The 20,733-nt window shown below is 70.6% G+C and carries 20 protein-coding genes; 18 read left to right on the top strand and 2 right to left on the bottom strand.

What is annotated here, in order from left to right; genetic code table 11:
• The first annotated feature begins 10 nt into the window (after positions 1–10).
• The 6 genes from ACPU2J_RS30815 (at position 11) to mdlC (ending at position 5,382) form a co-directional block, all read left to right on the top strand.
• Positions 11–679, top strand: a complete 669-nt coding sequence (locus tag ACPU2J_RS30815) for a recombinase family protein (protein WP_423834515.1) — start codon at positions 11–13, stop codon at positions 677–679.
• Positions 676–831: a hypothetical protein gene (locus tag ACPU2J_RS30810; protein WP_420078688.1), complete on the top strand. Its 156-nt coding sequence runs from the start codon at positions 676–678 to the stop codon at positions 829–831. Before ACPU2J_RS30815 ends, ACPU2J_RS30810 begins: the two co-directional genes overlap by 4 nt.
• 395 nt (positions 832–1,226) lie before the next feature.
• Positions 1,227–3,005 (top strand): CocE/NonD family hydrolase, encoded by a 1,779-nt coding sequence (locus ACPU2J_RS30805; RefSeq protein ID WP_423834514.1) that lies wholly within the window; start codon positions 1,227–1,229, stop codon positions 3,003–3,005.
• Positions 3,002–3,370 (top strand): nitrile hydratase, encoded by a 369-nt coding sequence (locus ACPU2J_RS30800; protein ID WP_420078690.1) that lies wholly within the window; start codon positions 3,002–3,004, stop codon positions 3,368–3,370. The genes ACPU2J_RS30805 and ACPU2J_RS30800 overlap by 4 nt, the downstream gene beginning before the upstream one ends.
• On the top strand, positions 3,367–3,747 hold the full coding sequence (locus ACPU2J_RS30795; protein ID WP_420078691.1) for a hypothetical protein: 381 nt from the start codon (positions 3,367–3,369) through the stop codon (positions 3,745–3,747). Before ACPU2J_RS30800 ends, ACPU2J_RS30795 begins: the two co-directional genes overlap by 4 nt.
• A gap of 48 nt (positions 3,748–3,795) precedes the next feature.
• Positions 3,796–5,382, top strand: coding sequence for a benzoylformate decarboxylase (mdlC, locus tag ACPU2J_RS30790; protein WP_420078692.1), 1,587 nt, complete (start codon positions 3,796–3,798; stop codon positions 5,380–5,382).
• Positions 5,383–5,622: 240 nt separating this feature from the next.
• On the opposite strand, the gene ACPU2J_RS30785 is transcribed toward mdlC, so the two are convergent.
• The gene (locus ACPU2J_RS30785) at positions 5,623–6,042 is read right to left on the bottom strand and encodes a CBS domain-containing protein (RefSeq protein WP_420078693.1); all 420 of its coding nucleotides are present in this window, start codon (positions 6,040–6,042) and stop codon (positions 5,623–5,625) included.
• Between the two features lie 433 nt (positions 6,043–6,475).
• On the opposite strand from ACPU2J_RS30785, the gene ACPU2J_RS30780 reads away from it, so the two are divergent.
• From ACPU2J_RS30780 to ACPU2J_RS30740, 9 genes are all read left to right on the top strand, one after another.
• Positions 6,476–7,120 (top strand): CBS domain-containing protein, encoded by a 645-nt coding sequence (locus ACPU2J_RS30780; RefSeq protein WP_420078694.1) that lies wholly within the window; start codon positions 6,476–6,478, stop codon positions 7,118–7,120.
• Between the two features lie 129 nt (positions 7,121–7,249).
• Positions 7,250–7,960, top strand: coding sequence for a response regulator (locus tag ACPU2J_RS30775; protein ID WP_399822380.1), 711 nt, complete (start codon positions 7,250–7,252; stop codon positions 7,958–7,960).
• 156 nt (positions 7,961–8,116) lie between these two features.
• Complete coding sequence (gene acsA, locus ACPU2J_RS30770; protein WP_423834513.1) at positions 8,117–9,907, top strand: acetate--CoA ligase; 1,791 nt, start codon at positions 8,117–8,119, stop codon at positions 9,905–9,907.
• Positions 9,908–9,931: 24 nt separating this feature from the next.
• Positions 9,932–10,987: a pyruvate dehydrogenase (acetyl-transferring) E1 component subunit alpha gene (gene pdhA, locus ACPU2J_RS30765; protein ID WP_423834512.1), complete on the top strand. Its 1,056-nt coding sequence runs from the start codon at positions 9,932–9,934 to the stop codon at positions 10,985–10,987.
• Complete coding sequence (locus tag ACPU2J_RS30760) at positions 10,984–11,991, top strand: alpha-ketoacid dehydrogenase subunit beta (protein ID WP_423834511.1); 1,008 nt, start codon at positions 10,984–10,986, stop codon at positions 11,989–11,991. The genes pdhA and ACPU2J_RS30760 overlap by 4 nt, the downstream gene beginning before the upstream one ends.
• A gap of 1 nt (position 11,992) precedes the next feature.
• Positions 11,993–13,318: a dihydrolipoamide acetyltransferase family protein gene (locus ACPU2J_RS30755; protein ID WP_423834510.1), complete on the top strand. Its 1,326-nt coding sequence runs from the start codon at positions 11,993–11,995 to the stop codon at positions 13,316–13,318.
• On the top strand, positions 13,315–13,581 hold the full coding sequence (locus ACPU2J_RS30750) for an acyl carrier protein (protein ID WP_423834509.1): 267 nt from the start codon (positions 13,315–13,317) through the stop codon (positions 13,579–13,581). Before ACPU2J_RS30755 ends, ACPU2J_RS30750 begins: the two co-directional genes overlap by 4 nt.
• 104 nt (positions 13,582–13,685) lie before the next feature.
• Complete coding sequence (locus ACPU2J_RS30745; RefSeq protein WP_420078700.1) at positions 13,686–14,288, top strand: CBS domain-containing protein; 603 nt, start codon at positions 13,686–13,688, stop codon at positions 14,286–14,288.
• A gap of 40 nt (positions 14,289–14,328) precedes the next feature.
• Positions 14,329–14,988: a CBS domain-containing protein gene (locus ACPU2J_RS30740; protein WP_420078701.1), complete on the top strand. Its 660-nt coding sequence runs from the start codon at positions 14,329–14,331 to the stop codon at positions 14,986–14,988.
• A gap of 46 nt (positions 14,989–15,034) precedes the next feature.
• On the opposite strand, the gene ACPU2J_RS30735 is transcribed toward ACPU2J_RS30740, so the two are convergent.
• Positions 15,035–15,367, bottom strand: coding sequence for a hypothetical protein (locus tag ACPU2J_RS30735; protein WP_420078702.1), 333 nt, complete (start codon positions 15,365–15,367; stop codon positions 15,035–15,037).
• A 173-nt stretch (positions 15,368–15,540) separates the two neighbouring features.
• Here ACPU2J_RS30735 and ACPU2J_RS30730 point away from each other — a divergent pair, with 173 nt between their 5' ends.
• The 3 genes from ACPU2J_RS30730 (at position 15,541) to fdhF (ending at position 20,672) form a co-directional block, all read left to right on the top strand.
• Positions 15,541–16,032, top strand: a complete 492-nt coding sequence (locus ACPU2J_RS30730; protein ID WP_423834508.1) for a CBS domain-containing protein — start codon at positions 15,541–15,543, stop codon at positions 16,030–16,032.
• Between the two features lie 192 nt (positions 16,033–16,224).
• Positions 16,225–17,919: an NAD(P)H-dependent oxidoreductase subunit E gene (locus ACPU2J_RS30725; protein WP_423834507.1), complete on the top strand. Its 1,695-nt coding sequence runs from the start codon at positions 16,225–16,227 to the stop codon at positions 17,917–17,919.
• Complete coding sequence (fdhF, locus tag ACPU2J_RS30720) at positions 17,916–20,672, top strand: formate dehydrogenase subunit alpha (protein ID WP_423834506.1); 2,757 nt, start codon at positions 17,916–17,918, stop codon at positions 20,670–20,672. The genes ACPU2J_RS30725 and fdhF overlap by 4 nt, the downstream gene beginning before the upstream one ends.
• Positions 20,673–20,733: the final 61 nt, after the last annotated feature.

Below are 20,733 nucleotides of genomic sequence, written 5' to 3'. Positions count from 1 at the left end.
GATTCCGGGCGTGAGCACGCCATTTGAAGACGCCCAGTTCGAACTCCTAGTCGCCGAGCCCGCCGTCCGTACCGAGATCCGCATCGGATACGCACGGGTGTCCACTGGCGGACAGAAGCTCGACCGCCAGCTCGACGCCCTGGGCGCGGTCGGCTGCCGCCGGATCTTCGCGGACAAGAAGTCGGGGAAGAACGACGCCCGGCCCGAGCTGAAGGCGTGCCACGCCTTCCTCGCCGCCGGCGACACCCTGGTGGTCCCCGCCCTCGACCGGTACGGCCGCTCCCTCCAGGACCTGATCGCCATGGTCGGCGAACTGCGCAAGCGCGAGATCGGCTTCACCTCGCTGCACGAACGACTCGACACCACCACCCCCGGCGGCCGCCTGGTGTTCCACGTCCTCGCTGCCCTCGCGGAGTTCATCCGCGAGCTGATCGTCTCCGGCACCCGCGAGGGCCTCGCCGCCGCCCAAGCCCGCGGCAAGTTCGGCGGCCGGCCGACCGTCGTCAACGCGGACATCATCCGGGCCGCCCGCGACATGCTCCCCAACCCCGAGCAATCGATCACCTCGATCGCCAAGCTCCTCGGCGTCAGCCCCGGCACCCTCTACAACCACATCCCCGACCTGCAAGAACTCCGTGCCAGCCGCATCCCCGCCCAGCTCGAAGCGGGCAACCGGTGATCCCCGGCGAACACCGGCCCAAGGGCGGCGCCCTCCAGCTCGGCGCCGACGAGCCCGGCCTACCCGGACCCTTCGGAACCTGGGCCGATCACGACGGCCAGGACGACGAGCCCGAACCGGCCGAACACCTCCTCCCCGAACCGCACTGCTGACTCACCAAGATCATCCCGTGGCGGCTTTTGGGCTCACCTTGGCTGGACCCCCGGCTGACCATGCTGCAGTAGGCCCTCCCCTCCGTGCCGTGACCTCCGGCACCGCTCAGCCGAACAGAGCACCGTGGGGCGTGGGCACCGATCGTCACGGCTCCACCGCATCCGCTGGTCAGCGTCGCTCACCGCACGCGGATCCAAAGGCTCGTCGGCCGACCGTAGGCACTTTCTGTGGTCCGGCGTCGGTGGCGGCCGGTCACTCTGGCCCGGGCCGGGATTCACCTGGCCGGGCCTACGGCGCACCGAACAAAGAGTAAGCGCGGATTTGACCATATGTCCTGCTAATTTGACGCCGGGTGCCGCACCGAGTCGATCGAACGGAACAGGGAAGGAAGCCCGTGCCCAGGGTCGCAGGAGTCGAAGCCGGTCAGCGACATCTGAACGGTCCGCAGACGACGGGCCGCGAGTACCGCAATCTGTCGGAGCCCGTACACGGCATGCGGTGCGACCGGGACGTCACCGTCGGGATGCGCGACGGCATCGGACTGTTGGCCGATGTGCACAGACCGGCCGGCGACGGGCGCTTCCCCGCGCTGATCGCGGCGTCACCCTATCCGCGTCAGATCCAGGACCTCGGCGCGCCCATGGGCTTCATCGAGGCCGGTGCATCCGACTTTTGGGTGCCGCGCGGTTACGCGCACGTGATCGCCAACCTCCGAGGAACGGGCGGGTCCGGGGGGACGTTCGGGTTCTTCGACGCTCAGGAGCGTCGTGACCTGCACGACCTGGTCGAGTGGGCAGCGGACCAACCGTGGTGCGACGGCAGGGTCGGAATGATCGGCATCAGCTACTTCGCCATGGCGCAGCTGGAGGCGGCAGTCGAGCGTCCGGCGCACCTGCGGGCAATCTTCCCGGTGGCTGTCACCACCGACCTGTACGAAGCGGCGATGCACCACGGGTTGTTCAGCTCCGGCTTCGTGACGCCGTTCCTCGCCATGGTGGGACTCACCTCGGCTCGCAGCGGCCGCTTCTGGCGCAACCGCTTCGTCGACGCGGTCCGGGACGTTCTGCGTACGGAGCTGCTACACAAGAAGTTCGCCACGATGAACGGCGAGTCGTCGGTCACGGTCCTGCGTGCCGCGCTCAAGCTCCACCACGATCCACACCCGTGGGACGACCTGTGGCGTGCCATGGCGGTCGAGCACCCTCTGCGGGACGCGTGGTGGGACGAACGCAATCTCCTGCCGCTCCTTGACCGCGTCGAGGTCCCCACTTATCTCGGCTGCGACTGGCAGAACGTGCCGCTCCACCTCCCTTCCACGTTTCCCGCCATGCGGGCGTTGACCGGTGCTCCGGTCGTCCGGGTCGCGATGCTCGGCGAGTCCGGACTCACCTGGCCGTGGGAGAGCCTCCACGTCGAGGCGCTTGCCTGGTTCGACCACTGGCTGAAGGATCGCGACACGGGCATCCTCGACGGCCCACCGATCCGGTACTGGATGCCCGGCGCCGACGAGTGGCGCACGAGCCACACCTGGCCGCCCGAGGACACAGGGCAACTCGCTTTGAGCCTGCGGTCCGATGGCACGCTCGGCAAGGGCGAGGGCAGTCCGGGCGAGCGGTCGTTCATCGTGCTCGGTGCGGGACTCGGCCGGTCGCAGTCGAGCGACGCCGACCCTCCCACCCGACTGACCTGGACCAGCGAGCCGCTGCCCCAGACGCTCGACCTCGTCGGCGACGTCGAGGTCGAACTGCACGCCGCCGCCACCGCCACCGACACCGCATGGATCATCACGCTCCAGGACGTGGCCCCCGACGACACTGTCGTGAACGTCACCGCCGGATGGCTCCGAGCCAGCCTGCGCCGGACCGACGCTCACGCCGATGCGGCCGCGCCGCTGGAACTCCCCTGCCGCGAATCCGAGATCGTCGTCCCGGGCTCGGTCACCAGGTATCGGATTCCACTCGTCACCAATGCCCGGAGGTTCGCCACAGGGCACAGCATCCGGCTCGTGGTCACCAGCGACGACCAGGACCGGAGCACCCCCGCCATCATGGGGTTCCGTCACGCGCCCGTCGGCACGAGCAGCCGGAACTCTGTCCATTCTTCGTCGAGGCTGGTGCTGTCCGTGGCCGACCGGCGCCGTCGGCGCAACCCGGAAGCAGGTGGGAGTACATGACAGACGCACCCGACGAGGCCCTCTGCTCCGAACGCCCGGCCGGCCTCGATCTTGAGCAGGCCCTGACCTTGCTGGCCTGGAGGGATCCCGCCATGACCGACAACTCCGGGGCGGTGGCAGCCCGGCTTGGCATCGTCCTACCACCCGATCTGCGATTCGACGTTCGCGTCCAGCGTCCCGACACGCTGTACCTCGTCATCCCGCCCGTTTCGTCCGGGGAAGCAGGCGGCCAGGAAGCCGTGAACCAGATGGACTTGTGGCGCAGCGGCGACCAGTTCGTCTGGATCCTGCCCCAGGACGCGAAGACGGCACTATTGGAGATGCGCGAGCAGTACCGCAATCGCGGCGGCGGGGACGGCCGATGAGCGGTGCCGATCGTTTCAGCTATCACTACCGGCTGCTGAGCACCGACCCGGCAATGAGGGCAGCCCTGCTGGCCGACCCCAAGGCGGCGCTCGCCGCCTACTTCGGCTCGGTCGTCGAGGGCGCGTACCGCATCGAGGTCATCGAGCAACGGGCGGACACGATCACCGCGGTCATCCCGGCTCCTCCCGAGCCAGGCGCCGATCCGGCCGCCAGACTGGCCGAAGTATCCGGACGGATCTACGACATGCTGCACAGCAGCGGCATCGGCGGCTACCTGATTCCCGACGAGGCACTCACCTGGGTGCTTCGGGACATGCGAGCGCTCTGGGCGAACGGGGACGGCGATGACACCGGCGTTCGCGCTGCGGGGTGCTGACCGTACGGGGCGCGCTTTGTGCTCCGTATCATGGGAGAGGAAAGTGGTGTGAAGGTACGCGACGCGTTCTTCGAGGTGCTCCGGAGCCACGGCATTACCACCGTCTTCGGCAATCCCGGCTCTAACGAGCTGCCGCTGCTGCGCGACTTCCCCCACGACTTCCGCTACGTCCTCGCCCTGCACGAGGGCGCGGCGGTGGCGATGGCTGACGGCTACGCGCTGGCGACCGGCCGTCCCTCGTTGGTCAATCTTCACGCCGCGGCCGGCACCGGCAACGCCATGGGGAACCTGACCAACACCCAGTCCGGCCACGTCCCCGTGGTCGTCACCTCCGGACAGCAGGCCCGGCGCTACATCGCCCTGAACGCACTCCTCACCAACGTCGACGCCACGGCGTTGGCCGATCCGCTGGTGAAGTGGAGCTGCGAACCCCTGCGCCCCGAGGACGTACCCCAGGCACTCTCCCAGGGCATCCTGCTGGCAGGATCCGCCCCCACAGGCCCCGTCTACCTCTCGCTGCCCCTGGACGACTGGGACCATCAGGCGGATCCCGGTGCACTGAAGCACCTCAAGGCCCGTAGCGTGCAGGGCGACCCGGTCGTCTCCGAACCCGCCCTCGACCTCCTGCGCCGCCGACTGACCGGCGCGGCCAACCCGGTCATGGTCGTCGGCCCCGGCATCGACGACGCAACCGGCTGGGACGGAGCCTGTCGGCTCGCCGACCGGCTGGCCCTTCCGGTGTTCGTGGCGCCTAGCCCGTCCCGCTGCCCGTTTCCCACCCGGCACCCCCGCTATCGCGGTGTCCTGCCCTCGGACATCCCCGGCGTCGCACGCCACCTCGACGGCCACGATCTCGTGGTCGCCTTCGGCGCGGCGATCTTCCGTTACCACGCGTTCGAGGAAGGCGACTACCTGCCGCCGGGCACCGAGCTGTGGGCCGTGACCGCGGATCCCGACGAAGCCACCCGAGCCCCGTTCGGCCAGATCCTGGTCGGCAACCCCTCCGACGCCCTGGCCCGCCTCGCAGAGACCGTGCCCGTCCGCCACAGACCGCCGCCACCACCACTCGAACGAGCCAGCCGCCTCGACGAGCCCGGCCCGGCGTTCAGCGCGGAGGCGATCGTCGACGCCCTCGACGCCGCCAAGGACGAGAACACCGTCCTCGCCCACGAATGGACGTCGGTCGACACCACCTGGGACCGCTTCGACATCTCCCGACCGGGCAGCATGTACTTTCCGGCGTCCGGGGGTCTCGGCTGGGGCATGCCGGCCGCCATCGGGCTGCAACTGGGCGATCCCTCACGCCGTGTCCTGGCCATGCTCGGCGACGGGGCCCTGCACTACACCGTGAGTGCGCTGTGGACGGCAGCCCGATACCGCGTCCCCGTCGTGTTCGTCGTCGCGCGCAACGGCGAGTACGGGGCGCTCAAGAAGTTCACCGAGGCCATGCAGGCGCCCGGCGTGCCGGGGCTCGACCTGCCCGGCATCGACCTCACCGGCATCGCCACGGCGTATGGGATTCCCAGCACCCGTGTCGACACCCTCACCGGACTGACATCAGCGGTGAGGACCGCGCTGGCCACGGCCGAGCCTCACCTCATCGAGGTACCCCAGCGCCCCCTGAACACCGTCTGATCGGGATCCCCGATCAGACGCAGCCGTGGAACGGAGCCTGACATGTACGTCATCGGACCAGTCCACGAGCGGACCTACAGCGTGCCGGCAGGTGCGCCAGGCCCAGCGGTCCGCCGTCGGCGACCGGCTCGAACGGCTTCAATACCGGCCCGACATCCTCGACGGCTCCATAGCCGGCACCGCCTTGCCGACGCAGCATCAACGTGCAGAGCCGAGGCCAGTGACGTGCGCCGACCGCTGTCAGGGGGCGGCGCAGATAGTCTCGACGAAATGGCCGACCTGCTCTTCCGTCAGGTGCAGGGCCAGGTCGGCTTCACTGATCATGCCGACCAGTCGGTGATCTTCGATGACAGGTAGCCTCCGGACGCGATGTTCCTGCATGATCTGCAGGACCTGTCCGGTGTCCGCATCCGCCGCAACCGTGTACGGCTTTCCCTGGGCGAGCATGCCTGCCGTCATGCGATGGGGATCCTTGCCCCTCGCCAGGCACTTCACAACGATGTCGCGGTCGGTGATGATCCCGTGCAACCGGTCATCCGGTCCGCAGATCGGGAGTGATCCCACCCCCAGTTCGCTCATGCGGCGCGCCGCGTCCATGAGCGTCTCTTCTTCCCTCACGCAGGTCGCACCGTGGTGCATGATTTCTCGCGCGGTCGCCATGGCTTCCTCCTCGCGCATGAGGACGCCGGCTGAGCTTCCTCGGGAGCCGGAGGTACGCAGCGCGCCATCCCCGGCCTGTGCGATCAGCTTGTCGTCCCACTCCGGCGAACACCTCGATTCTCCGTCCCCGTGCCGGGCCGCGCGAGCGCGATCAGGTCGACCATGCGATGTCATCGGGCTCTGGCCGCACGTGCGAACCGCCGGACGCCACCCGTAGCAGGCTCCCCCGTCAGGCGGACACAGATCCGTGTCACACGTGGCGGATGCCTGGCGTGACGTGCACGTACCAGCCTATGGGCCGATCGGACCTCGGCCGTGACCCCACAGGCCCTGGGACGGACCAGGCGAGGGTGCTCGAATGGAAGGGTTCGACCGGACCGCAAGATCAGGCAGCCGGAGCACGTCTGCCCGGACAACGGCGAAGGAGTCGGTCATGCCCGCCTCGCGCTACACCGTCAGTGACGTCATGACGCACACGGCCATCGCAATAGGCCGTGAGGCGTCATACAAGGAAATAGTCAAACTGATGCACGAATGGAAGGTGAGTGCAGTCCCCGTCCTGGAAGGCGAGGGCCGCGTCGTCGGAGTCGTCTCGGAGGCCGATCTCCTGCCGAAGGAGGAGTTCCGCCGCGAGCAGCCCCTCCTGCCGGACCACATCGAGGAAGCCTCGAAGGCCGGCGGTGTACTTGCCGAGGAGCTGATGACGAGCCCGGCGGTCACGGTCCACCCGGACGCGACGATCGCCGAAGCGGCCCGCATCATGGCCCGCAAGCACGTCAAGCGGCTGCCGGTGGTGAACGGGGTCGGCATGCTGGAAGGTGTCGTGAGCCGCAGCGACCTGCTCAAGGTCTTCCTGCGCCCCGACGAGGAACTGGAGGAGGAGATCCGCCAGGCCGTGCTGGGCGAGCTCGCACCGGGCGCCACCCTGGCATTCTCCGTGCAGGACGGTGTCGTCACCCTTAGAGGGCCACTCCGTGACCGTGCCCTGGTACCGCTGCTCGCGCGCGCCATCAGCGCCGTCGAGGGGGTCGTGGACGTTCGAATGGAGCTCGACGGCTCGGTCTCAGCCGCTGCGTAGGCAGGCTCGACCGCTTCCGTCACGGACAGCCGCGACCTCGACGGCGTCCGGTCGGGCGTGCGTCCGGCGCCCCGACTGAGACAATTCGGGTGGAAGCGTGCCGAGCGTGATTCGGATCAGGCGGCGAACATGTCCGACGTACCAGGCGGCCTCTCCGAGGTGCCGATCAAGGTCTTCCTCCTCGACGATCACGAGGTGGTCCGGCGGGGACTGCGCGACCTCCTCGACGCGGAGGCGGACATCACCGTCGTCGGCGAGGCGGGCACCGCCGAGCAGGCACTTGCACGCGGTCCCGCCCTGCGCCCGGATGTCGCGGTCCTCGACGTACGTCTGCCTGACAGCGACGGGATCACCGTGTGCCGGGAGCTGCGGTCCCGAATGCCGGACCTGGCGTGCCTGATGCTGACGTCGTTCGACGATGAGGACGCCCTGCTGGACGCGATCATGGCGGGAGCGGCCGGGTACGTACTCAAACAGATCAAGGGCTCCGACCTCGTGTCCGCGGTGCGTACGGTCGCCACCGGCCAGTCCATGCTCGACCCGGCCACCACCGCCCGACTGATGCACTCCCTGCGCGACCCCGAACCCGCCCAGGAAGCCGAGGACACCCGGCTGGCCATGCTCTCCGAACGGGAGCGGGCAGTCCTGGCACTCATCGGAGACGGCCTCACCAACCGCCAGATCGCCAAGCAGCTCTACCTGTCCGAGAAGACCGTCAAGAACCACATCTCCCGGCTCCTGGGAAAGCTGGGAGTCGAACGCCGCGTGCAGGCAGCGGTGATCGCCGCACAGGTCCACGAGCAGGGGCACGACGGCGAGACCACATCGCCCAAACACTGACCGGCCGAGCGGTGCCGCACCGCTCGGGCGCGAGCCGGCGCCCAGGTGGCCCGAGCGGTCCCCGCCCGGGCCCGTTCGGCCCTCCCCCTGCACTTCGCATCCGGCGGATGGTGGTTTCGCACCACCAACAGTCCTCGCGGTGGACGAGGAGCCGTCATGACCCACCCCGTCATCTGCAAAGAGCGCCACCCGCACGACACCTGGAGGCTCTCGGACTACGAGCAGACCCGCGCGACGTTCACCTGGGGCGAGGCCCGGTCATGGCTGAGCGGCCTGCCGGACGGAAGCGGCCTGAACATGGGGTTCGAGGCGGTCGACCGGCACGTCGAGGCCGGCCACGGCGGCTGGGAGGCCCTGCGGTGCGTGGCCGCCGACGATTCCGTGACCAGCGTGAGCTACGCGAAGCTCGCCGCAGACTCTTCGAGGTTCGCGAACGTCCTCGACGGCTTGGGATCGGCGCCGCAGGACCGGGTCTTCACACTGCTGGGCCGACGCCGCGAGCTGTACACAGCGGTGCTCGGCACGCTGCGTTCGCGACGGGTCCTGTGCCCGCTGTTCTCGGCGTTCGGGCCTGAGCCGGTGCGCCAGCGGCTCGCCCTGGGCGACGCCCGGATCCTGGTCACCACCGAGGCCCTGTACCGGCGCAAGGTCGAGGGAGTCCGCCACCAGCTGCCGGGCCTGGCCCACGTACTGCTGGTCGGCCCCGTCGCCGACCCTCCACCAGGCACCCTTGTGCTCGAGCACCTCATGGCGCAGGCCTCGCCGGTGTTCTCCGTACCGCCGACCGACCCCGAGGACATGGCCCTCCTCCACTTCACCAGCGGCACGACCGGCACCCCCAAGGGCGCGGTCCACGTGCACGAGGCGGTGGTGGCGCACCACGCCACGGCGGCCTTCGCGCTGGATCTGGGCCCTCAGGACGTGTACTGGTGCACGGCCGACCCCGGGTGGGTGACGGGCACCTCCTACGGGATCATCGCCCCGCTCACCCACGGTGCCACCCTGGTGGTCGACGAGGGCGACTTCGACGTGCACCGCTGGTACCGGATCCTCGACTCCCAGGACGTCGCGATCTGGTACACGGCGCCCACGGCGATCCGCATGCTGATGCGGGCCACGCCCCGGGGCGGCCACGGCCTTCCCGGACCGTACGATCTGTCCTCGCTCCGCTTCATCGCCAGTGTCGGCGAGCCGCTGAATCCCGAAGCCGTGGTGTGGGGACAAGAGGTGCTCGGTCTTCCGGTTCACGACAACTGGTGGCAGACGGAAACCGGCGCCATCATGATCGCGAACTACGCCTCCAGCGACATCCGTCCCGGGTCCATGGGGCGCCCGCTGCCCGGCGTGGAGGCGGCGATTCTGGAACGTGGGCCGGACGGACGGGCCGCGGTGAGCGACGGGCACGTACGGCAGGTCACCCGTCCAGGCGTGGAGGGTGAGCTGGCGCTCCGGCCGGGCTGGCCCTCGATGTTCCGCGGCTACCTCAACGAACAGGCTCGGTACGACGCCTGCTTCGCCGACGGCTGGTATCTCACCGGTGATCTGGCGAAACGCGACGCGGGCGGATGGTTCTGGTTCGTCGGCCGAGCCGACGACGTGATCAAATCCGCCGGGCACCTCATCGGGCCGTTCGAAGTCGAAAGCGCCCTCATGGAACATCCGGCCGTGGCGGAGGCGGGCGTGATCGGCCGACCGGACCCGGTCGTGGGCGCCGTGGTGAAGGCTTTCGTCTCGCTGTGCCCCGGCTTCCGGCCGGAGGACGGGCTGAAGCGCGAACTGCTGGCGTTCGCCCGGCAGCGGCTCGGGCCGGCCGTGGCACCGCGTGAGATCGAGTTCGACCAGAACCTCCCGAAGACCCGCAGCGGGAAAGTCATGCGCCGGCTCCTGCGGGCCCGTGAACTCGGCTTGCCCGAGGGCGATCTGTCAACCCTGGAAGGCCCTGCCTGAAGGCACGTGAGGAGAGGGACGACCATGAGCACCACCAAGCGAGCCCCTGGCCCGAAGCGGGCGGGCGGGCGTCGCCGGCCGCCGGAACCACAGGCCGGCGAGCCCCGTCCCGGCCGTGACCATCGGCTGGAGATGCTGCGGCAGATGCTGCTGATCCGCCGGTTCGAGGAACGCTGTGTCGAGCTGTACAGCGCGGCGAAGATCCGCGGCTTCGTCCACCTGTACATCGGGGAGGAGGCGGTCGCCGTGGGCGTCGGCCAGGCTTTGCGCGACGAGGACGCCGTCGTCTCCACGTACCGCGAGCACGGCCACGCGCTCGCCCGGGGTGTGCCGACCGATGCCGTGATGGCCGAGATGTTCGGCAAGGCCACCGGATGCAGCCGCGGCCGCGGCGGGTCCATGCACCTGTTCGACGCGGAACGGCGGTTCTACGGCGGGAACGCCATCGTGGCCGGCGGGCTGCCGCTGGCCGCCGGGCTGGCCCTGGCCGACCGCATGCGCGGCACCGAACGGGTGACGTGCTGCTTCTTCGGGGACGGGGCCTACGCGGAGGGCGAGTTCCACGAGACGGCCAACCTCGCCGCACTGTGGCAGCTGCCCCTGCTGCTGGTCTGCGAGAACAACCTGTACGCCATGGGGACCAGTCTGGCGCGGGAACACGCGCAGACGAACCTCGCGATGCGTGCCGCGTCGTACGGTATGCCTGCCTGGACGGTCGACGGCATGGACGTGACGGCCGTCGAGGCGGCGGCACGACGGGCCGCCGACTCCGTGCGTTCGGGTGGCGGACCGCATTTCCTCGAGGCTCGGACGTACCGCTTCCGGGCGCACTCCATGTACGACCCGGACCGCTACCGGAGCAAGGACGAAATCTCGCAATGGAAGGAACGCGACCCGCTGGCGGACCTGGAGCAGCGGATGCGCGCAGACGGCGGCCTGGACGACCTGGTGAGGAAGCAGCTGGAGGAGGACGTGACGGCGGAGATCGATGCGTCCGTGCGCACCGCCGAGGCCGCCCCGTACGAACCGGTCGCGGACCTGCTGCGGTTCGTGACGAGCACGCCCAGGAGCACGAGATGAACGCCCGTCCGTCGGCAGGGAAGGCCGAAGCCGCTCGCACTACCTATCGGGAGGCTTTGCGCGAGGGGTTGCGCGAGGCGCTTCGCGAGGACGACCGGGTCTTCCTCATGGGTGAGGACGTAGGCCGTTACGGTGGCTGCTTCGGGGTGAGTCTCGGCCTGCTGGAGGAGTTCGGGCCCGACCGGATCCGCGACACGCCGCTGTCGGAATCCGCCTTCGTCGGGGCCGGCATCGGCGCCGCGCTGGGCGGTATGCGTCCGATCGTCGAGATCATGACCGTCAACTTCAGTCTGCTGGCCCTCGACCAGATCATGAACAACGCGGCCACTTTGCTGCACATGTCCGGCGGGCAGCTGAACGTGCCGATCGTGATCCGGATGACGACCGGGGCGGGGCGCCAGCTCGCCGCCCAGCACTCGCACAGCCTGGAGGGCTGGTACGCGCACATCCCGGGCATCCGGGTGCTCGCCCCCGCGACCGTGGACGACGCGCGGCACATGCTGGCGGCGGCCCTCGACGACCCCGATCCCGTCGTGCTCTTCGAGCACGGGAGCCTCTACAACGCGGAGGGTGTGCTGGACGGCACGATCGATTCCGTCGGGCTGGACTCCGCGTCGGTGCGCCGCCCCGGCACGGACGTCTCCGTGATCACCTACGGCGGGTCGCTGCCCAAGGTCTTGGACGCCGCCGGAACACTGGCGGAGGACGGCATCAGCGCGGAGGTGCTGGACCTGCGGTCCCTGCGCCCCCTGGACGACGCGACGGTCCTGGAGTCGGTCGGCCGCACCCACCGGGCCGTGATCGTGGACGAGGGATGGCGCAGCGGCAGCATCTCGGCGGAGATCATGGCCCGCATCACGGAGCAGTCGTTCTACGAACTCGACGCCCCGGTCCTGCGCGTGTGCAGCCAGGAGGTGCCGATGCCCTATGCGCGGCAGCTCGAGGAGGCCGCTCTGCCGCAGCCCGCCTCCGTCGTGGCGGCGGCCCGGAAGGCGGTGGCCTGACGTGGGCGAGTTCACCATGCCGTCCCTCGGGGCCGACATGGACGAAGGCACCCTCGTCGAGTGGCTGGTCACGGAGGGGGCCGAGGTGGCGCGGGGCGACGTCGTCGCCGTCGTGGAGACGTCCAAGTCGACGATCGAGGTGGAATGCTTCGAGTCCGGAACGGTCACCGAGTTCCTGGTGGAGCCCGGTACGACCGTCGCGGTCGGCACACCCCTGGCCGTCATCACCCCCGCAGCTCCGGGGCCACCTTCCGTCCCACGCGTCCCGGTCCCCGTCGAAACCACGCTGGCCACTCCCCTCGTCCGACACCAGGCGGCCGCAGAGGGCGTGGACCTCGAGGTCGTCCACGGCACCGGCAGAGGTGGCCGGATCAGGCGGGCGGACGTGGCCCGGGCCTCCCGTCCCGCGTCGGCGCGCATCGCCGCGTCGCCTCTCGCGCGACGCCTCGCCGATTCCCTGGGTGTCGATCTCTCCACCGTCAAGGGCACCGGCAGCCGGGGCGCGATCAAAGCCGACGACGTCCGCGCCGCAGCCGCAGCCGCAGCCGCAGCCGCAGCTGGAGCCGGCAGCAAGGAGCGCACCCACGCCGCCGCCGTCGGCCGACGAGCCGTACTGGCCGAACCGCCGCCCGCAGGCACCGCGACCGTGACCCCGGCTGCGCCCACTGCCGGTGATCGGCTTGCCATCGCCCGGCTCATGTCCCGCGCGAAGCGGGAGATCCCGCACTACTACCTCGCCACGACCATCGACCTCGCCGCGGCCCTGGAATGGATGCACCGGCAGAACAGCACGCTCCCCGTCTCGGAACGCCTCGTGCCGGCCGCACTTCTGCTGAAGGCGGTCGCGCTGGCCGCACGGGAGGTGCCCGAGCTGAACGGCCACTGGAAGGAGGACCGCTTCGTGCCCGCGACCGGAGTCCGCCTCGGTACGGCCGTCTCGCTGCGCGGAGGCGGACTGGTCGCACCCGCCCTCGCGGACGCGGACCGCATGCCGCTGGGCGACGTCATGGCGACCATGAAGGACCTCGTCCTCCGGGCCAGGCACGGCAGACTCCGCGCCTCGGAGACCGCAGACCCGACCGTCACGGTGACCAACCTCGGCGATCAGGGAGTCGAGTCGGTCCTCGGCGTGATCTACCCGCCCCAGGTGGCGATGATCGGCCTCGGAAGGGTGACCGACCGGCCCGTGGCGGTGGACGGCATGCTCGCCGTCCACCCGACCGTCACCGCCACCCTGTCCGCCGACCACCGGGCCACCGACGGCGCGACCGGCGCCCGCTTCCTCACCGCGCTCGACCGCCTGCTCCAGCATCCGGAGGACCTGTGACCCACGACGAAGCCCTCGCGACGATCAAGGCCGCGATCGAGGAGGCCGTCCCCGGCGCCGACCTCACAGCCGTGTCGCCCGACGAGCCCTTCCGGGAGCGTCTGGAGATGGACTCTCTGGACTTCCTCAACTTCATCGAGCTGCTCGGCGGCCGGACCGGGCTCGACCTGCCGGAGCAGGACTACGCCTCGCTCACCACCCTCAACGGCTGCGTCGGCTACGTGACGGCCCGCACCGGCGGCGCACAGGGGGCTTCTTCCTAAGGGGCTGGTCCGGTCAGCCCCGCGCGTGGCCCGGTCGGCCCTACTCACCGTTCACCCGTGACGTCAGGCTGATAGGGGCCTCGAATCCAGCGGCTGGAGGAATCATGAAGCACTTGCGCACCGTGAACGACGTCATGACCCACGCCGTCGTCTCGGTCGACAGCGGAGCACCGGTCCACGACATCGTGGAAGCAATGCAGCGGTGGGGATTCAGCTCTCTCCCCGTGCTGTCGGCCGAGGGCCGGGTCGTCGGCGTGGTCTCCGAAGCCGACCTGCTGATCAAGGTGGAGGGAACCGACACGTCCCACACCGTGACCGCCGGGCAGATGATGACCGTTCCACCGGTGACCGTACCCAAGGACGCCACGATCGCCGGCGCCGCCCGCCTGATGGCGAAGGGCCATTTCAAGCGGCTGCCGGTGGTCGACGGCGAAGGCAGGCTCGTCGGTGTCGTCAGCCGCGGCGACCTGCTGAAGATCTACCTCCGGCCCGACGCCGACATCGCGGAGGAACTGCGGGACGTGCTCACGGCACGGCTGCTCCCCTCCGGGACGGCGATCGTGCACGTCCACGTCGACCACGGGGTCGTACGGCTGGAGGGGGAGGTGGCCGATGCGGCTCTGGCGGACGTACTCGTGCGCGTCGCCCGTTCGGTACCCGGGGTCGTGGACGTCAGGTCCCTGCTCCACTCCCGCGTGGCGGCCTGACGCCGACGCGCTGATGCGACAACGAAGGAAGGAGATCGCGGTGAGGCACAGAGAAGTGGGTGAGTTGATGACACGCGACGTCGTCACGGTCCCCGGACAGGCCACGTTCAAGGACATCATCCGTACCCTCGACGAGCACAAGGTGTCCGCGGTGGCGGTCACCGATGCCGGCGGCCGCCCGCTCGGGGTGATCTCCGAGGGCGATCTGCTGCCGAAGCCCGCAGACCAGGGAGACTGGTTCCGCTCGCTGCCGCGTCCCGAGTCCTGGGAGAGCGAGAAGGCGGCCGGTACGAAGGCGGAGGAGCTGATGTCTGCCCCGGCAGTGTGCGCCCGGCCGGACTGGACCGTGGCGGAGGCGGCGCGGCTCATGGAGAGCCAGCGGGTCAAACGACTGCTGGTCGTCGACGATGCAGACGTCCTCGTGGGCATCGTCACCCGCGGCGACCTGCTGCGCATCTTCCTGCGCGACGACGACGCCATCCGCCACGAGATCACCGGTGACGTCCTGGACCGGACCTTGCACCTGGATCCGGCCGCCGTCTCCGTCGACGTGGTCGACGGCAAGGTGACGCTGCACGGCAGGGTGCATTTCCGGAGCCTCATCCCCGCCGTCGAGCGGCTGTGCCGGACCGTCGACGGGGTGGTCGGCGTCACGGAGCGGCTCGCGTGGGAGACGGACGACACGGGCGCACGTCACTGAGCCGACCTCCGCCTTCGCGATCCGGTCGGCTCATCGGCGTGCGCGCTCACCCGACGGCGTGGGCCGACACCTCGTCCGTTCCCCGGAGAGCGGCAGGAGCGAGCGGCCACGGCGCGAACGGGACGGATCCTCCTGTGCGCACGGCCTCCACCGCGCACTGGTGCACCGAGCGGGCCGCTTCGGAGGACAGGCAGGGCACGGGACTACCGACCAGCGTGCACCACGTGGATGCGCCCACGTACTGGACGGCGACGTGTGCCTGCTCCGCGTCCCAGGTGGTGCGGACCGTGAGTTCCCCAGCGAGGGATCCTGCTTCGGCGGTGAGCACCCCGCCGGGTCCGGTGAACACTGCTGGGGTGGTCCAGGTTGCAGATGGCATGTCAGATCACCTCGGAACGGCCATGGATGCGGCTGTTGCTTGTCATGCTGCGCCGCCCGGGTGCGGCCGTACAGGGCCATGTGGTCCCACCGTGGGGGTCCGCTCGGCCCTCGCCGGGTCCTGCGCACGGGCCTACGGTCAACCAGGTGGATCGAGTGGGAAGGAGTCGGGTGATGAACGTGTCCGCTTCCATGTCCGCGCCCGCCGTGTCCGTCGACGCCACGACGACGATCGGGGAGGCAGCCCGCTGCATGGATCTTCACGGCGTCGGTTGCCTGGTCGTGACGGAGGGGGGAGCACTTCGCGGAATCGTCACCGACCGTGACGTCGCAGTGCGGGCCGTGGCCGGAGGGCTCGACCGCGATGCTCCCGTGGGGCAGGTCATGACCAGTCCGGCTGTGACCGTCGATGCCGCCGAGGACATCCACACGGCGTACCGGATGTTCCGCCACAGCGGCGTCCGGCGCCTGCCCGTTCTGGACGGGCAGCAAGTCGTGGGCATGCTGACCATCGACGACCTGCTCATGGACGTCTTCCGTAGGGTGGCGGACCTGCTGGGGCCGGTCGCCTGGAGCGTCCTGGAGGAGCCCCCAGGTCCCCCGGACGAGATGGGCCCGCGCGCACGAACGGACGGAAGGAGCCCGCCCGCTTCTCGCGGATCCTGATCGTGCGGTGCACGGCCGTCAGCCGCTTCTCCGCATCCTCACAGGACTCCTTCCGTCACCTTCAGCACACCACGGCCCGGCGGTGCCCGCCAGGGCCGAACGGTCCCCTCCCGGCCCCGGACAGCCCTCGCGCTCCTCGGACGTGTCGGTCACGGTGGAAGAGAGCACGCTCTTCTCTCGCAGGGAGCAGGCATGAGCGACCGGCCGACATCCGACGGGGGCCGCTTCGATGCGTTCCGCGCGCTCTTGTCACGCCGGGGCACCCCGGGGAACCGGCTGCTGGACGACCTGGCCAGGGCCCGGCTCGGGAGTTCTTCCGACAGCGCGGATTGGTCCCCGGCCGTTGCCACCCCCCTGGGCCTGCCCGCCGCTGCCTCTCTGGGTCCGGCGACCTTCTACGCCGACCTGGCCGCCCCGCAAGGCCGGCGCCACGTCCGCGTCTGTACGGGCGCGGCCTGCTTCGCAGCGACGGGCGGACGCCCGCTCGACGCCGTGGAGCGGGCACTGGGCGTCCACGCCGGCGAAGTCTCCGCCGACGGGACCGTCTCCCTTCAAGCCGTGCGGTGTCTCGGGCACTGCTACGCGGCTCCTGCCGCGCTTGACGGCCTCCTGGCCTGTACCGGCCCCGGGATGGCGGACCAGCTGACGGGACGGGGCCCGCGCTCGGTACCCGGCATCCCCAGCACCGACACCACCGGCGATCCGGTGCTCCTGAGCCCCGGCGGCGCTGCGCGCGATCCCTGGGAGGTCTGGCGGCGGACCGTAACGGGCTCGGACCCGGCGGAGGTCCAGGAGCAGGTGGCCGTCTCGGGCCTGCGGGGGCGCGGCGGGGCCGGATACGGCGTCGCAGCGAAATGGCGGTCGGTGCGGCGCTCGGCTGGCACGGTGGTCGTGGCCAACGGCGACGAGGGGGACCCCGGCTCCTATGCCGACCGGCTCCTGATGGAGCACCACCCGCAGCGTGTCCTCGCCGGCCTGGCGCTGGCGTGCTTCGCCTGCGGGGCCTCCAGGGGCCGGGTACTCGTCCGGTCCGAGTACCCCATGGCACTCGCATCCCTGCGGGCTGCGTACGAACAGGCCTCCTCAGACGGACACTTCGGGCCGGACGTGCACGGTACGGGCCTGCGACTCGAGATCGAGGTCTGTGCCGGGCACGGCTCGTACGTCGCCGGCGAGGAGACCGCGCTGATCGCGAGCCTCGAAGGCCGTCGCGGCTGTGCCGGTGCGCGGCCTCCGTACCCCACCGAACGGGGCCTGTGGGACGACCCCACGGTGGTCGGCAACGTGGAGACGCTGTCCGCGCTGCCTTGGATCATGAGCCGTGGTGGGGCTGCGTACGCCCGTCGCGGGACCCGCTCCGAACCGGGAACCAAGCTGGTGAGCCTCTCCGAACGCTTCGCGCGACCCGGCGTGTACGAGGTCGAACTCGGTATCTCCCTGGCCCACGTCGTGTCCCGGGTCGGAGGCGGACTGAAGGACGGGGCGCGGCTGGCCGTCCTCCAGATCGGCGGCCCTCTCGGCGGCTTCCTGCGTGCGGACGGCCTCGACGTGGCGTTGACCGACGCGGATCTGACGGCCCGGGGTGCCGCGCTGGGTCACGGCGGCCTCGTGGCCTTCGACGACACCATCGCGCCGACCGATGTCCTGCGTCACATCTGGCAGTTCGCGGCCGCCGAGAGCTGCGGCGCCTGCTCGCCCTGCCGTGTCGGCTCCCGTCGAGGGCTGGAACTGGCGACGGCGGGGGGTGAGCCCGGGGAGGACTGGGACCGGCTCGCACACGTGCTGGAGCAGGCGAGCCTGTGCGCCTTCGGACGGAGGCTGCCCGCAGCCGTCAGCAGTCTGGCCCAGGCCTACGGGCAGCGGCTCCCGAAAGGATGGGCCTCATGACCGCGGCCACGGGGAAGGTGACGCTCGAAGTCGACGGCCGGCCCGTCGAGGTGTCCGGCGGCGCCTCACTCCTCGATGCCGTCGCTGCCGCAGGTGTGGAACTGCCCGCGCTCTGCTCCGATTCCCGGCTGAGCCCGGTGGGCTCGTGCCGCACCTGTCTGGTGCGGGCCGACGCACGGCTCGTTGCCGCGTGCGTCACACCCGCCACTGCCGGGACACGGGTCTCGACCGCCGACGTCGACCTCGCGGATCTGCGACGGGATGCCGTACGGACGATCGTCTCGGCGGTCCCGCCGTCCGCCCTCGGGCCACGCGTACCGTCCGAACTCGCCAGAGTGTGCAGGGACCTCGGAATCGGCCCCGACGAGGCGCGGGGCGCAGGCGGACGGGGGCGGGACGACTCCCATCCGTACGTCCGGCTCGACCGGGACCTGTGCATCGCCTGCGGACGGTGCGTACGGATGTGCGCCGACGTCCAGGGAACCTTCGCTCTCACCCTCACCGAACGCGGCGCGGACACCGTCGTCGCCCCCGGGACGGGCGGGCCGTGGGCCGAGTCGGACTGCGTGTCATGCGGAGGCTGCGTCGACACCTGTCCGACCGGGGCGATCACTCAGCCCGGGACCGGCAGCGGCCTGACATCGGCAGAGCTGTCCCGGCAGGCCCCCGCCAGCCCTACCGCGACGACGGTGGTCCGTACGACCTGCGGCTTCTGCGGTGTCGGCTGCGCCCTCGACGTAGCCGTCAAGGGCGGAGCGGTCTCGGCCGTGCTCCCGGCCCGGGACGGGCCCGTCAACCAGGGGCACGCGTGCGTGAAGGGCCGCTTCGCGTACGGGTTCGCCACTTCCCCGGAGCGCCTGACCACTCCCCTGCTGCGGCGGGGCGACGGGCAGCTGGAGCCCGTCGACTGGGACACGGCAGCCGCGTACGTCGCCCAGCGGCTGACCACCGCGATCGCAGAGGGCGGCCCGGACTCGGTGGCCGCCATCTCCTCGGCCCGCGCCACCAATGAGGAGAACTACCTGTTCCAGAAGTTCATGCGCACCGCGGTGGGCACGAACAACGTCGACAACTGCTCCCGTCTGTGCCACGCGCCGTCGGCCGCCGGACTGGTCGCTTCCTTCGGCCTCTCCGGCGGCACCGACTCCTTCGACAGCCTGGTCGACGCGGACTGCCTGCTGGTGGTCGGCGCCAACCCGGTGGAAGCCCACCCGGTCGTCGGGGCCCGCTTGATGCAACACGCCCTGCGTGGTGCGCGGCTGGTGGTCGCCGACCCCAGGGAGGTGGGCCTCGCCCGGTACGCCGACGTCCACCTCCGCCCTCGGCCGGGGACGAACGTCGCGCTCTTCCACGGGCTCGCACACGTGATGCTCGCCGAGAACCTGGTCGACCACCGGTTCCTGCGGGAACGGGCGAGCGGGCTGACGGAACTCGCCGAGCTCGTCGCCTCGTACACCCCCGAGCACGTCGCCGGCGTGACCGGTGTGGCCGCCGCCGATCTGGTCGCGGCCGCCCGGCTGTACGGACGTTCCGAACGGCCCGCGATCGTCTACGGGCTCGGCGTCACCGAGCACCTCCACGGCACCGACGGGGTCCGCACCCTGGCCAACCTCGCCGTCCTGCGGGGTGCGGTGGGCACCGACAACGGCTACGGCGTGAACCCCCTGCGCGGCCAGAACAACGTCCAGGGCGCCTCCGACATGGGCGCCCTCCCCGACCTCCTGCCCGGCTACGCCAAGGTGGCCGACCCGGCCGCCCGCTCCCGGGCGGCAGCGGTCTGGGGCGTATCGGTACCGGCACGCCCCGGTCTGCGGATCCCGGACATGTTCAGCGGGGCACGCGCCGGCATACTGCGGGCTCTCTGGATCCTCGGGGAAGACGTCTGCTCCACCGATCCCGACACCGGAAGCGTCGAACGGGCACTGAACGCCTGCCCGTTCGTCGTCTGCAGCGAACTGTTCCTCTCTCCGACCGCTCGCCGCGCCGACGTCGTCCTGCCGGCCGCCTCCTGGCTGGAGAAGGACGGCACCTTCGTGAACCTCGACCGCCGCTTCCAAAGGGTCCGGCCCGCGATCACGCCGCCCGGTCAGGCCCGCACCGACTTCGCCGCCCTCCACGTGGTCGCGGCGGCCATGGGGCACGACCTGGGCTGCCCCACACCCGCAGCCGCGCTGGCCGAATGCGCGGACGTCGCACCGTTGTTCGCCGGCCTCTCGCACGGGCGCCTCGATCGCGAGGGGGCAGTGGCATGGCCGTGCCCCGACCCTGCCGGGCCCGGCACGCCGAAACTGTACGAGGAGCGTTTCGCCACGCCGGACGGGCTCGCGCACCTGGCCGCCGCACCGTACCTGCCGCCCGGCGAAACACCCGACGACGCATACCCGCTGGTCCTTGTCACCGGCCGGCGCTGGACCCATTACAACTCCGGGAGCATGACGCGGCGCAGCGGGAACCTCGGTCTCGCCCCCGCGGACCTCCTGGATCTCCACCCGGACGACGCCGCGCGGTACGCCATCCGACAGGGCGAACCCGTCGCGGTGGTGAGCCGCCACGGCCGTGCCAGGCTCACGGCCCGCATCACCTCGGAAGTCGCGCCGGGCCAGGTGTTCTGCACCTTCCACTTCCCTGCGAGCGGGGTCAACCGCCTGACCTCCGGTCACACCGACCCCACTACCTCCTGCCCCGAGTACAAGGTCACCGCCGTCCGTGTGGGGGCATGTGAGCAGGAGCCGATACGGACCGACCGACCGTGACCGCCCCCGGAGCGGGGCTCACGTCCGAAAGCCGACCCGCCTCCCGGCGGGTCGGCTCGTC

The organism is Streptomyces manipurensis (assembly GCF_049570255.1).
Lineage (GTDB): Bacteria > Actinomycetota > Actinomycetes > Streptomycetales > Streptomycetaceae > Streptomyces > Streptomyces manipurensis.
Note: the sequence above shows the minus strand (reverse complement) of the source record. Positions and strands in the feature narration are given on the sequence as shown.

What these genes read in the sequence shown, in the direction of transcription:
- ACPU2J_RS30800 (WP_420078690.1), top strand. Translation starts at nt 3,002, where the DNA reads ATGACAGACGCACCCGACGAGGCCCTCTGCTCCGAACGCCCGGCCGGC.
- ACPU2J_RS30795 (WP_420078691.1), top strand. Translation starts at nt 3,367, where the DNA reads ATGAGCGGTGCCGATCGTTTCAGCTATCACTACCGGCTGCTGAGCACC.
- ACPU2J_RS30785 (WP_420078693.1), bottom strand. Translation starts at nt 6,042, where the DNA reads ATGGCGACCGCGCGAGAAATCATGCACCACGGTGCGACCTGCGTGAGG.
- ACPU2J_RS30780 (WP_420078694.1), top strand. Translation starts at nt 6,476, where the DNA reads ATGCCCGCCTCGCGCTACACCGTCAGTGACGTCATGACGCACACGGCC.
- ACPU2J_RS30775 (WP_399822380.1), top strand. Translation starts at nt 7,250, where the DNA reads ATGTCCGACGTACCAGGCGGCCTCTCCGAGGTGCCGATCAAGGTCTTC.
- acsA (WP_423834513.1), top strand. Translation starts at nt 8,117, where the DNA reads ATGACCCACCCCGTCATCTGCAAAGAGCGCCACCCGCACGACACCTGG.
- pdhA (WP_423834512.1), top strand. Translation starts at nt 9,932, where the DNA reads ATGAGCACCACCAAGCGAGCCCCTGGCCCGAAGCGGGCGGGCGGGCGT.
- ACPU2J_RS30760 (WP_423834511.1), top strand. Translation starts at nt 10,984, where the DNA reads ATGAACGCCCGTCCGTCGGCAGGGAAGGCCGAAGCCGCTCGCACTACC.
- ACPU2J_RS30745 (WP_420078700.1), top strand. Translation starts at nt 13,686, where the DNA reads ATGAAGCACTTGCGCACCGTGAACGACGTCATGACCCACGCCGTCGTC.
- ACPU2J_RS30735 (WP_420078702.1), bottom strand. Translation starts at nt 15,367, where the DNA reads ATGCCATCTGCAACCTGGACCACCCCAGCAGTGTTCACCGGACCCGGC.
- ACPU2J_RS30730 (WP_423834508.1), top strand. Translation starts at nt 15,541, where the DNA reads ATGAACGTGTCCGCTTCCATGTCCGCGCCCGCCGTGTCCGTCGACGCC.
- ACPU2J_RS30725 (WP_423834507.1), top strand. Translation starts at nt 16,225, where the DNA reads ATGAGCGACCGGCCGACATCCGACGGGGGCCGCTTCGATGCGTTCCGC.
- fdhF (WP_423834506.1), top strand. Translation starts at nt 17,916, where the DNA reads ATGACCGCGGCCACGGGGAAGGTGACGCTCGAAGTCGACGGCCGGCCC.